Origin of the sequence: Rhizorhapis sp., from assembly GCF_035276005.1 — a bacterium.
In the GTDB taxonomy this organism is placed as follows: Bacteria; Pseudomonadota; Alphaproteobacteria; order Sphingomonadales; family Sphingomonadaceae; genus Rhizorhapis.
Genome location: NZ_DATEMB010000031.1, coordinates 1 through 12,388, shown reverse-complemented (window position 1 = coordinate 12,388; position 12,388 = coordinate 1). Strand labels below are relative to the sequence as shown.

Below are 12,388 nucleotides of genomic sequence, written 5' to 3'. Positions count from 1 at the left end.
CTGCCGCGCCGAACCGCACACTGACATGAACCCGGTGCTCCTAAAGCCCCAGTCGGACCGGGCCGCGCAAGTCGTAGTCCATGGCCGGGCGCGGGGCACGCTAGGTGCGGACTATTATCGCAGCCGCAAGGGCGAACTGCTGGACGCAGTGCTTGCCTCCTACCAACGCCTCAGGGCCGCCGCCGACATCGTGTTGGTCGAAGGCGCGGGCAGCCCCGCCGAGATCAATCTGCGGCAGGGGGACATCGCCAATATGGGGTTCGCCCGCACGGCCGGTCTTCCCGTGGTCCTGATCGGCGACATCGACCGGGGCGGCGTCATCGCCTCGCTTGTGGGCACCAAGGCGGTGATCGACCCGGAAGACGCCGCGCTCATCCGTGGGTTTCTGATCAACAAGTTCAGGGGCGACCTCCGGCTTTTCGATGAAGGCTATGCCGCAATTCAGCGTCTCACCGGCTGGCAGGGACTAGGCGTCATCCCCTGGCTTCCTGCCGTCGCAAAGCTTCCGGCCGAGGATGCCGTGGCTCTCGACCGGGTTGTTCCCGATGAAGCGGGCGCGATCGAGATTGCTGTCCCCATGCTCTCCCGCATCGCCAATTTCGACGATTTCGACCCGCTCGCACAGGAGCCATCCATCCGCCTTGTCATGGTGCCGCCCGGAAAGCCCATACCCGCTACTGCCAGCCTCATCATAATTCCCGGCACGAAGGCGACCATCGCCGACCTTGGCTTCCTGCGCGCCCAGGGTTGGGACGTGGACATTGCAGCACATGTCCGGCGTGGAGGCCATTTGCTTGGCATTTGCGGCGGCTATCAGATGCTGGGCGACACCATCGCCGATCCCGTGGGGGTGGAGGGCAGCGCAGGCACGGAACAAGGTCTCGGCTATCTCCCCGTCCGTACCCGGCTTGGCCCGGAAAAAGCGCTGCTGCGCGTCAACGGGACCAGCCTGCGCGATGGCGCGGCCTTTACCGGCTATGAGATTCATGCTGGACGCACAGAGGGTCAGGCTGAGCCGCTATTGCGTATGGCGGACGGCCGCACCGATGGCGCGATCAGTGCCGATGGCCGCATCGCGGGCTGCTATGTTCATGGCCTCTTCAACGCGCCTGGGCAGCGTGCGGCCTGGCTGACCCGCCTTGGTGTGCGCTCAAACGGCATCGATCAGCGCCATGCCGTCGACGCGGCGCTTGACGAACTCGCATCCAGTCTCGAAGCCGCTCTCGACATGGAAAAAATCCTCATCATGGCGCAGGATGCAGAATGACCCAGACGCCTCCTCCCCGCTTCGGCCAGCAGTTCCTCGACAGTTTCGACGATCTGCTGCACTGGCGGCGGGATGTGCGGCATTTCGATCCGCGGCCCATCGATCAGGACCTGCTGAACAGCCTGCTCGATCGTGCCTGCCTTGCGCCTTCGGTCGGCAATTCGCAGCCATGGCGCTTCGTTCGCATTGTCTCGCCCCACATCCGGCAGGCGGTCACAGCGCATGTTGAATCGGAAAACGCACGCGCCCGGGAGGAGTATGACGGCAGGCGCCGCACAGCCTATGCGGCGCTCAAAGTCCACGGCCTGGACGAGGCGCCCGAACACATCGCCGTTTTCAGCGATAGCGCCACCGCCGAAGGACATGGCCTTGGCCGCCGTACAATGCCGGAGACGCTCCATTATTCCACCGTCACTGCCGTCTACACCTTCTGGCTTGCGGCCCGCGCCCGGGGCATCGGCCTTGGCTGGGTGTCGATCCTCGATCCTCAGGAGATCGTGCGGCTCCTCAAAGTCCCTTCGTCCTGGAAATTCATTGGTTATATGTGCGTCGGCTACCCCTCCAGCGAAGAGGGTGAGCCGGAACTGGAGAGGCTTGGCTGGCAGGCGCGGATCAATCCTCAAAATACACGGTTCACGCGATGATCATCACTCTTGAAACCGCCCAGGCCCGCCTTGACGCTCTCGCCAAGCCCAGGGGGAGCCTAGGCCGGCTTGAAAGCCTTGCCGCTCGCCTGGCCGTGATCCAGCAGAGCCTGTCGCCCGTCACTCGCCCGCGCCGGATTGTGCTTTTCGCTGGCGATCATGGCGTGGCTGCAAGTGGCGTCACTGCCTGGCCGTCCGCCGTCACGGGCGCCATGATCGGCCTCATCTGCGCGAGGCGATCCTCCAGCTCGGCACTGGCGCGCGCGCAGGAGGCGGACCTGCGGCTGGTTGATGTAGGCTGCCTAACGGTCGCAAAAGACCCGCCCTATTTCTTTCGGGATGCCCGCATCGCTCCGGGCACGGCCGATCTGTCGCGGGAAGCCGCGATGACGGTCGAGCAGTTCGAAGCGGCCTGGTCGGTCGGCAAGGAAGAGGCGTCGCTTGCCCATGCGGAGGGCTTTGCGGTTCTGCTCGCGGGTGAGATGGGCATCGGAAACACAACGCCCGCTGCCTGTCTCACCATGCTGCTCGCAGGCATTGATGCGTCGGCCGCCACCGGGCGCGGGGCTGGAGCGGACGATGTCACGCTTTCGCGCAAGAGCGCTCTTGTCGAACGCGCCGTTGAAAGGGCCCGCGCCCTCCCGCTCCAGACCGGCATCGCCGCCCTTTGCGGATTTGAGATTGCTGCAATGGCCGGCTTTTTCGTGCAGGCGGCGCGACAAGGCTCAACCATCCTGCTCGACGGCTATGTCGCAACCGCCGCCGCGCTTGTCGCCGAACGCCTTTTTCCCGGCAGCAAGAGCAAGATGATCGCTGCCCATCTTTCCGCCGAGCCCGGCCATCGCGCAGCACTCACGGCGCTTGGGCTTCCTCCCTTGCTTGAGTGGGATTTGCGGCTGGGCGAAGGAACCGGAGCGCTGCTGGCGCTGCCCATGCTCGATTCAGCGGCGGCGCTGCTCCGGGATGTCGCACTGCTGTCGGACGTTGCTCCGTGACGGAGCCGCTCCGCTCACGCTGGTGGGTCCCCCCGCTGCTCGCGCTGCAGTTCCTGACGCGCATTCAGGTCAAGGTCTTGGATGCCGTGCCTGGCGCTGAGGTCGCCCATGGCCTCAAGCGTTCGCCCATCTGGTTTCCCTTGGTAGGAACGCTCATTGGCTGCATTACCGCCGCAGTGCTGGTTGGGGCCGATGCGCTCTGGCCGCTCGCCGTGGCGGTTCTGATTGCGCTGGCCATCGAAGCTCGCTTGACGGGCGCCTTTCACGAGGATGCTGTTGCCGATTTCTGCGATGCACTGGGCGGCGGATACGACCGCAGGTCCACGCTCCGAATCCTGAAGGACAGCCGCGTCGGCAGCTATGGAGCGGTCGGCCTCATTCTGGCGATTGGCCTGCGGGCCTCGCTGCTGGTCTCGCTGCCATCCTCCTTGCTCGTCTGGGCGATTGTGGCGTCCGCCTGCTTTGGCCGCCTCGTCGCCGTCGCTACCATGACGCTGATCCCTCCGCCGCAGGAGGTTGAGGGCCTTGCAGGACAGGTACGGAGTTCGACGCATTGGCCAGTGCTGGCGCTGGCGGCGCTGCTTTCCGTGCCCGCGCTTCTCCCGCTTGCCCTCAAGACACCCCTGGCATTGGCCGGCGCCTTTGCGGGCGCGGCCATCTTTCTCCTCTGGCTGCACCGCATGCTGATGCCCCGCCTGGGCGGCGCCACCGGCGACTGCCTCGGCTTTGCCGCCTATGCAGGGCAACTCATTCTTCTCCTCGCCGTCGCTGCCGGATGAAGCAGACCGTCTGGCTGGTACGCCACCCGCCCGTCGCGCTCGCCTGGCAAAAGCGCTGCTACGGCCAAAGCGACCCTGGTTTCAGCCGTGAAGGGGCACGGATGGCGAAGGCTTTAGCGCTGGAGATCGCCCGTTGGTCGCCTGATCTCGTGATACACTCCGATGTGCAGCGAACCCGCTCGCTCGCCGAACAGATCGGCGCGCCCTTGCTGGCCGATCCCCAATGGCGAGAACGGCATTTCGGCAGTTGGGAGGGTCAAAGCTGGCAAGCCATCTACCGCGCCACCGGCAGCGACATGGACAGGATGCTGAGCGAACCCGACAGCTTCCGGCCGGGTGGCGGCGAGACCACGGCTGAACTGTTCGAGCGGATCAGGACTGCATGGCTCTCCCTGCCGCCGCTGCCGCGCATCGCGATTGTGACGCATGGCGGCCCCATTGCCTGTGCGCGGGCGCAGCTCGAAGGCGTTTCTTTCGACCGGCTGCCGGCGTTCATTCCAGCGGCTGGCGAAATCGTGACGCTTCAGTTTTGACGCCAACCCCACCGCGTATAGGCGAGCGGCTCCTGCGCGCAGCCAATGCTCTCAAGATAGGCCCGCTTCTTCTCTCGTCCCGCCGAAAACCGGTGACTCATCCTGGCAGGCGGCACGCCGAGCGGCAGGAAATCGCTCCAATCGTAGAGCCGCACCTTATAGCTATCGCACAAATGCTTGAGCGTATCTTTCCGTACGAAATCTAGGTCCATCAGGATCGGACGGCTGAGCTTGCCATCGTCCACGCGAATGATGTCCTGGATGAACACCCCGCCCCGTGTGTCGATCAGCACGATGTCGGCATCTACGCTCTTTGCCCGCTGATAGGCGCGTGCATAGGGCTTCACGAAATCATGCGCCTTCATCGTCAGGAACGCGCCCGACAGCAGTGCAAATCCCACTGCCAGCCAGACCGGCCTCATTGAAAGCCGCCCCCCTGCGCCTGATAGCCGCACCCATCCGAACCCACCCAGCAGGCAGAATGAACCGATAAGGCCATGGAGATAACGGTAGCCCCAGCCATGCGCCTGATAGACGAGCACCAGCAGCCCCATCGCGCAGCCAATGGCAAGCGGCATTAAGATCGTTGCGTCCCTTGAAAGGAGCCGCCGCCAGCGAAACTGCATCGCACCGAGCAGCGCCAGCGGCATCAGCAAGATGTTGTTCCAGGCCATGAACCGGGACAGGTTGAGCAGCGGCAGCATGTCCTTGCCCAGCCTATGGGTGATGAGGTGATAGATGCGGAACCCCAGGTCAATCCGCTTGCCGCCCTGAAGCGGCTTCGTCCCGCTATAAAGATCAGCGAGCAGCGCCGGATAAAGCTTGCCCCAGATGATCGCGATCAGCGCATAAGCGAAAAGGTAGAACGCCACCGCGCCCCAGCGGCGGCGCACGGCCAGCCACAGGATGAAGGGTGCCGCAAACATCGGGTGAAAGTGGAACTGGTGCAAGCCGACGGCCAGCAACGCCACCAGCGCCGCGCCCGCATGCCCCTTCCAATCATCCCTCAAAAACAGCGCAAGCCAGAGCATGTTGAGGCCGAAATGGGCTGACATGGCATAGGCAGTCATCGACATGACCAGGAGCTGCGTCGAGGAGAAACCAAGAAGCAGCGTTACCAGCACCGCATCGGGCCGGTCCGGGAACAGCCGCAAGGCGATCCGCCAGAGGCAGATATAGCCCAGCCCCAGGAACAGCGGACTGGTGAGCGCCGGATCCGCGACATGGGACAGCAGCGCCCGAAAGGCCGCATGGACCGGCAGATAGTTGGAAATCCAGGCAATATCGCCGCCATAGACGCTCATGAAGATGGGATTGATACCCCGCACATAGTCCCGCCACTCGGCCGGGATCGGCATGCCCAGCCTGCCTTCGCGAAGATAGAAGGTCGCAAATTCCCCCATCTGCTCATCGCGCGAAAGCGAATAGCCGCCAAAAACGGCATAATGTCCGGCCCACCCGATCAGCACAAAAAGCAGGATGGCGCCCAGAACCATCGCCGGTGGTGGCAACAGCCTCGCCGCCTTTCCGTCAAATCGGAACAATGTCATCAGCAGCAGGAACGGCACAGTTGCGATCAGGACGAACCGGTCCTGCTGCACCATGAAGATTTCCGGCAGGGCATAATAGCGGCTGAAAACGAAGTGGAAGAGATAAGCAAGGCCCGCCCAAGCCGCGACAAAAAGCGCCGAGCAAAGAAAGAACCGTCTTGTGAATGTCATTCAGGCCCACCCGGCTGCTTCGTGAAGGCCGATCCCTTAGCGCCCCATCCAGCCCAAGGCGAGCCCCGGCTCAAGGCCTATTGGACACGGAAAGGTGCCATGGCATAGAAAAGCGCCTCACGGGATGAGACGTTCAACTTGCTGTAAAGCTGCCGGATGTGGCTGCGTACCGTATCCACCGCGATATCCAGATTGGCGGCGCATTTTTCCACATTATGGCCCTTGAGCAATTGCTGAAGCACCCGGTCTTCAGCCTGTGTCACGCCAAAATAGCTGCGATAACCCTTATACTGCGCCGATTCCGCCTCATTGGCCCAGCGCAGTTCCAGGCCATATAAACGCTCACGGGATGAGCTTGCTGGCAACAGGCGAAGGACGATCACCAGCCCCATAAGCCCGTCTTCCGAAAAGGAATGAACAAGGACGTCATTATCCTCGACTTCGGACGCTCGGGCCTGCAGCGTCGCCATGCCGGTGCCGCGTGCCAGGCAGAGAAGGCCGTCGCGTCCTTCGAGGAAATCGTGATTCTCAAGCGTGCGCCGGGCTGCCTTGTTCGCCCATCTGATTTCCAGAGCTTCGTTGACGATCAGACGAGCAGTCGTTCCTGAGTCGAGCCAAGCCAAGGCCGCCTCGCGCAGCTTCTCCGCACAGTTCAGCACCGTAATTCCCCCTTCAGGGGCACTGAAGACACTAGAACAACTGTCCCGTATCCGGACAGTGCCGTCTCAACAGTACCCTTACCCCCACATTAATATCGTTAATTCTATGCAAATGGTTCTGCATCACCAATTTTGGTGATGCGAATCGATATATGACGGTCGTACTAGCCACCCAACAACAGTTTTAACGATTTGTTAACCCATGACTTAGCGCCGAAACAAAAATCGGCCGGAAGACGGGATTTTGCCTGGTGGCAGGTGACTTGGAGGGGATGACCGAGTTTCCTGTCTCATGGAGAATTGCGGGTCGCAATCGCAATTCTGTGCTCTTGGGCACTTTGGGGGGATAAGATGAATTCAGCGAGAAGGCTGGCTGTCGCGGCCATGGCCGCGTCAACTTCGATCCTTATGGGTGCGGGAGCCGCCCGCGCCTCCGACATGGTCTATACACCAACCAATCCGTCCTTTGGCGGCAATCCATTCAATTCATCGCATCTGCTGGGCGTCGCCAATGCGATCAACAAATATAAGGATCCCACTGCCAGCAACAGTTCGGATCCAGCCGCCCAGTTCCTGCGCACCCTGCAGAGCCGCCTGCTCTCCTCTCTCGCATCGCAGATCACCGATGTGATTTTCGGTGAGAATGCGCAGGACAGCGGCCTCATCAAATTCGGCGACCAGGAAATCAGCTTCGTGCGCGGAGCCGATTCCGTGACGCTCACCATTTCCGATCTTGCCTCTGGCTCGGTCAGCGAAATCATCGTTCCGCTGTTGCAGGGAGCTAGCTGATGCCGTTTCCTTCGCATCTGCTGAAACTCGCACCCATGCTGCTAGCCTTGCCGGGCCTGTCGGCCTGCGCGACTTATAATCCCGGCACATGGCAGCAGCCCCAGCTTGCAAAGCCCTCGCCCACGCAGAACAAATTGCTGGAACTGCCGGGGAGCGGCAAGCGGGTAGCGGTCGCAGTCTACGGCTTTACCGACCAGACGGGGCAGTTCAAACCCACCGATAATGTGCAGACGCTCTCGCGCGCCGTTACCCAGGGGGCTACCTCCATATTGGTGAAGGCACTGCAGGATGCGGGCAATCGCCAGTTCTTCCAGGTGATCGAGCGGGAACGGCTCGACAATGTGCTGCGCGAGCGCGCCGTCATCCGCGAGATGCGGGCCTCCTATCTCGGCGAAAAACAGGTCAATCCGCAAGCGCTGCCACCCCTGCTCTTTGCAGGACTGCTGCTTGAAGGCGGCATCATCGGCTTTGACTCCAATGTGAAGACCGGCGGCGCGGGCGCCCGGTTCTTGGGTATTGGCGGCAATGGGCAATATCGCGAGGACACGGTCACGCTCTATCTGCGGGCGGTCAGCGTGAAGACCGGCGAAGTTTTGACCTCGGTCAATGTCCGCAAGTCGATTGCCTCAGTGGCGCTTGGCGCCAACGCCTTCCGCTATGTGGGGTTCAAGGATCTGCTCGAACTGGAAACCGGCGTCACCTATAATGAGCCGGACCAGCTTGCCGTGCAGCAAGCCGTTGAAAAGGCGGTCTATGCGCTCATCATGGAGGGCGCGCTGCAAGACCTCTGGTGCTTTGGCACCACCGATGAATATAGCGGAAATCTGCTCAAAAATTATGTGGCCGAGCGCGATTCCATAAAGACGGACAAGGCCGCTCTGCCCGTGCGGACCGACGGCAGCCGCGTGAGCGGCGCCTGCCGGACGGCAGCACCCCGGGCGGCCGCAATCCGCCTGCCGGTGAGCCCGGCGGCGATGTGACAGGAGAAAGAGATCAACTGATTTGAAGATTGGGCTGGCCCGTCAGCGGCAGTGATTGGCGTCAAGACGCTGACGGACCAGGTGGACAAGGTTCGCGGAACCAAGTCCGGAGTGTAGGTGAAGCACCCACGCGGCGATTGTGCCACATAGGCGAGACGCAGGCAATGAGTCGCCGCGTCCGGGTCCGGGCCAATTTGCGCCGTTTTGCAGTGCTTCTTCACCACTCCCATCCCTTCCGCGGGCTGCCTTGAGGCCGGGCGCTGCAGCCACACCCTATCCGGCCGGACAAGCGGTGCCGTCTCCGGCGGCATCGGGGGCCAATTTTGCCCAGAACAAGGGAGTGAACGGGATGAAGAAGATCCTTTTGACGGCAGTGTCGGCTTTCGCGCTGACCACTGCGGCGCATGCAGATAATTCGACGAGCACGGTTACGCAGACCAACACGGGTAACCAAGCGACGGTCAACCAGGTTGCTGCTGCAGCCGGTGGCGCATCGACCATCAATCAGAGCGGCGCCACGAACGTCGCCACCGTCACGCAGAGCGATGACGGCATTGGAACGTCGCCCATCCAGACCTCCAACATTCAGCAGTCGGGCGACAGCAATACGGCGACTGTGAATCAAAATTCCGAAACGCCGTTCAACTATCCGCCCTTTACCCAGAACAGCTCGACCGTGCTTCAGTCTGGGAACCTCAACAGCGCCACCGTCAGCCAGAAGGATGACGGCCAGAAGTCCACGATCGACCAGGCGAGCAGCGGTAACCTCGCTTCGGTAACGCAGGGCGTCGGTGGTTCGGGTGACACCACCTTCGAAAACAGCTCCACCGTCTATCAGGGTGGTGCAGGCAGCCATGTCGCTACGGTTTCGCAGACGGGCCGCTACAACAGCAGCTCCGTAAGCCAGAATGGTCTGGATCAGTTGGCTGATGTGAACCAGCTCGGGAACGGCAACACCGCTGGTGTCAGCCAGGACGGTTTCGCCAACACCTCCTACACCACGCAGGGCGGCAACAACAACCAGGCCTACACCACCCAGGCCGGGGTGGACGGCAGCACGTCGACCATCAATCAGGGCGGTAACAGCAACTATGCTTCGGTTTTCCAAATTGATGACGGCAACAATCTGTCGCAGCCGCCGCTCAATAATTCGACCGTTAACCAGTCCGGCAACGGCAACCAGGCATTTGTCGACCAGAATGCCCAGACGGCGATCATCGACAACAATTCGACGATCAACCAGTCCGGCAACGGCAACTTTGCCAGCCTGACCCAGAAGGATGACTCGCAGAACTCGACAATCGACCAGACCGGCAACGGCAGCAGCGCCACCGTGAAGCAGGGCGTCACGCAGTTCGGCACCGACAACAGCTGGGGCAACACTTCGTCGGTATCGCAGGCTGGTTCCTCGCACATCGCTTATGTCGAGCAGATCAACCTGAGCGGTCTGTCGGACATCGATCAGTCCGGCGCGTCCAACTCCGCTACGGTCTATCAGTCCGGTTACAATGAAACCTCGGACATCGATCAAAGCGGCAACGGAAGCTCGGCGTTCGTCAATCAGTTTGGCGCGAACAACAATGCCATCACGCTGCAGACGGGTGATCTGAACAGCTCGACCATCCTGCAGGGCGGCGCAAGCAACTATGCTTCTGTGACCCAGTCCACTGACGGCAACATATCGGTTGTCGATCAGTCCGCCAGCTTCGGCGGTTCGGCGATCGTCACGCAATAAAAAACATCGGTCCGGGCCCGAAAGGGCCCGGACTTCCTTGGGGTAAGAACCATGAAAAAGATACTTCTAGGCGCTGTTTCGGCCATGGCTCTTGCCACCGCCGCCCATGCCGACACCAGCACCAGCACCGTCACCCAGTTGGGTTCGACGCAAAACGCCACCGTTACGCAGACGGCGGCCTTCAGCTCTGATTCCACCATCACGCAAAGCAACGCGAATAACAAAGCGACGGTCATCCAGGCCGGCGCCGACAACCTGTCCAAAATCACCCAGTCCGCCAATGGCGCCAAAGCCAATGTGGACCAGGACAGCCGCGTTGACGCTCCCACCAGCAATGATCCCACGAACGCGGCCTTCATCACGCAGAGCGGCGCTTCTACCGCCGGCGTGACCCAGGATGGCGAAGGCAATGCCGCTCATGTCGACCAGTCGGGTGCAAACTCGACCGCGACTGTCGTTCAGCTCAACGCCAATCGTCCGGTCCCGGGCGCGGCCAATCGTCTAAACGAAGCCACCATCGGCCAGGATGCCGATGCCGCCAACGCGTCGATCGATCAGAATGGCGAAGGCGATTATTCATCGATCATCCAGACCGCCGATGCCGACGGCTCCATCGCCTCGTCCACCCAATATGGCGAGGACAACGCCTCCGACATCGAACAGAGCGGCAAGAACAGCCTTGCCACCGTCTATCAGCAGTCGGGGCCTGGCACCGCCGGCAATGGCAGCTATTCGTCGGTCGATCAGAGCGGTCAGGACAACAGCGCCGACGTCTATCAGCTAGGCGCCGGCAATGACTCCTATGTGAAGCAGGATGGCAGCGACGGCGACGTCAAGGTTCGTCAGACCGGCAGCGATAACAGCTCCGACATATATCAGACAGCTTTTGGCGGCAGCACGGTTGACGTCAAGCAGAATGGCCAAGGCAACAGCTCCTTCGTGCGCCAGGCTTCCACTGGCTCAATCGTCACGGTCGATCAGAACGGCACGGACAATTTGTCGAACGTCGTCGAAATCGCCGGCGGCTCTTCGGTCACGGTCGAGCAGACCGGCGACGAGAACAGCGCCAATGTGGGGCAGCTAACAGCCTTTGGTGAAGCCGATGTCCATCAGAACGGGACGCGCAACAGCGCCAATGTGGGTCAAGCTGGAGCAGGCGTATCTGTAGATGTCGAACAGGATGGCACCGAGAACGTGTCGAACACCCTGGAAATCGCTGCCCTGTCGTCGGTGAACGTCAATCAGGAAGGCGTTCGCAACCTCTCCAATGTGGGCCAGCTCGGCTACACCGCCACGGTCGGCGTCCTGCAGGCCGGCAATCGCAACCTCTCCAATGTAGGTCAGGCAAGCGGGCTCGACTTCGACGCGCAGTTCAGCCAGGTCGACGTCAGCCAGATCGGCGACGATAACCGCTCCGGCGTCAGCCAGGGCGGCCTCGATCAGCAGGCCTTCGTCCGCCAATATGGGGACAGCAACGAGTCCGGCATCCTGCAGATCGGCACCAACAATTACGCCAATGTCACGCAGACGGGCAATGGGAACAGCTCCGACGTGGAACAGGGCGGCTTGGACAATCATGCCGAACTCGCCGTCAACGGATCGTTCAACGGATCGGAAATCTTCCAGTCCGGCTCAGCGAACGTCGCCAGCGTGACGCAGAATGGCGATCACAACTTGTCCCTGGTCGACCAGTCCGGCGCGCTCAACAGCGCCACCGTCACTCAGTCAACCGACTGGAACAGCTCAACCGTGACACAGTCCGGCACTGGCAACATCGCTATGGTAAACCAGTAAGTTACCCCTGGGCGGCGGGAATGGTCGGGGCCATTCCCGCCGCCGCACATCATGCTTGAAAGGCCCGTCATGATGAAGAGGATGTTTGCGACCGCCCTGCTTGCTCTCGCCGTTCCGCTTGTCGCGACGGCGCAGACCAGCGCCAGGATCAACAGCGTTGGCCACAGGCAGAATATTTTCGTCGATCAGTCGGCTGCAATCGCAAGCAGCATCGATATCGAGCAGATCGGCAATAGCAATCAACTGGTTCATAGCCAGATCGGCACCGGTCAGAGCGCTGCTTACCGGGTGTCCGGCAATGACAATGCTATCGCGGCCCGGCAGGAGGGCAATGGCGCGAACAGCCTTTCCGGCCAAATCACGGGAAATGGCAATGAAGCCCGGCTGACGCAGTTCGCCGCCCTCGGCGGAAGCGCCAATGCGCTGACGCTCATCCAGCATGGCAGCAGCAATTTCGCTGACATCAACCAAAGCGCCAATGCCGGCGTCAAC

General features: G+C 61.5%; 11 protein-coding genes and 1 pseudogene. 10 read left to right on the top strand and 2 right to left on the bottom strand.

Translation table 11 applies throughout. The features are described 5' to 3' along the window. From VJS46_RS07450 to VJS46_RS07430, 5 genes are all read left to right on the top strand, one after another. Positions 1–1,267: cobyric acid synthase (locus VJS46_RS07450; protein ID WP_324059123.1), on the top strand; the 1,267-nt coding region annotated here is incomplete at its 5' end. Continuing rightward, positions 1,264–1,911, top strand: coding sequence for a 5,6-dimethylbenzimidazole synthase (bluB, locus tag VJS46_RS07445; RefSeq protein WP_324059120.1), 648 nt, complete (start codon positions 1,264–1,266; stop codon positions 1,909–1,911). The genes VJS46_RS07450 and bluB, both read left to right, overlap by 4 nt. Beyond that, positions 1,908–2,906, top strand: coding sequence for a nicotinate-nucleotide--dimethylbenzimidazole phosphoribosyltransferase (gene cobT, locus VJS46_RS07440; protein WP_324059118.1), 999 nt, complete (start codon positions 1,908–1,910; stop codon positions 2,904–2,906). Before bluB ends, cobT begins: the two co-directional genes overlap by 4 nt. Further along, complete coding sequence (locus VJS46_RS07435; RefSeq protein WP_324059116.1) at positions 2,903–3,685, top strand: adenosylcobinamide-GDP ribazoletransferase; 783 nt, start codon at positions 2,903–2,905, stop codon at positions 3,683–3,685. Before cobT ends, VJS46_RS07435 begins: the two co-directional genes overlap by 4 nt. After that, on the top strand, positions 3,682–4,218 hold the full coding sequence (locus VJS46_RS07430) for a histidine phosphatase family protein (RefSeq protein ID WP_324059114.1): 537 nt from the start codon (positions 3,682–3,684) through the stop codon (positions 4,216–4,218). The genes VJS46_RS07435 and VJS46_RS07430 overlap by 4 nt, the downstream gene beginning before the upstream one ends. Here VJS46_RS07430 and VJS46_RS07425 read toward each other — a convergent pair. Both VJS46_RS07425 and VJS46_RS07420 read right to left on the bottom strand, forming a co-directional pair. Next, complete coding sequence (locus VJS46_RS07425; protein ID WP_324059112.1) at positions 4,209–5,939, bottom strand: MFS transporter; 1,731 nt, start codon at positions 5,937–5,939, stop codon at positions 4,209–4,211. The two genes, VJS46_RS07430 and VJS46_RS07425, sit on opposite strands and share 10 nt — an antisense overlap. 77 nt (positions 5,940–6,016) lie before the next feature. Then, positions 6,017–6,598 carry a helix-turn-helix transcriptional regulator gene (locus VJS46_RS07420; RefSeq protein ID WP_324059110.1) on the bottom strand — a complete coding sequence of 194 codons (582 nt, stop codon included), beginning with the start codon at positions 6,596–6,598 and terminating at the stop codon, positions 6,017–6,019. Between the two features lie 351 nt (positions 6,599–6,949). Between VJS46_RS07420 and VJS46_RS07415 the strand changes: the two genes are divergently transcribed. From VJS46_RS07415 to VJS46_RS07395, 5 genes and pseudogenes are all read left to right on the top strand, one after another. Continuing rightward, complete coding sequence (locus tag VJS46_RS07415; protein ID WP_324059109.1) at positions 6,950–7,387, top strand: curli assembly protein CsgF; 438 nt, start codon at positions 6,950–6,952, stop codon at positions 7,385–7,387. Next, complete coding sequence (locus VJS46_RS07410; protein ID WP_324059108.1) at positions 7,387–8,367, top strand: CsgG/HfaB family protein; 981 nt, start codon at positions 7,387–7,389, stop codon at positions 8,365–8,367. Before VJS46_RS07415 ends, VJS46_RS07410 begins: the two co-directional genes overlap by 1 nt. 247 nt (positions 8,368–8,614) lie before the next feature. Continuing rightward, the gene (locus VJS46_RS07405; RefSeq protein WP_324059107.1) at positions 8,615–10,102 is read left to right on the top strand and encodes a hypothetical protein; all 1,488 of its coding nucleotides are present in this window, start codon (positions 8,615–8,617) and stop codon (positions 10,100–10,102) included. 51 nt (positions 10,103–10,153) lie between these two features. Further along, entirely contained in the window at positions 10,154–11,896 is a 1,743-nt protein-coding gene (locus tag VJS46_RS07400; protein ID WP_324059105.1) for a hypothetical protein, read from the top strand. 69 nt (positions 11,897–11,965) lie between these two features. After that, positions 11,966–12,388, top strand: a pseudogene (locus VJS46_RS07395) (hypothetical protein); the annotation flags it as partial.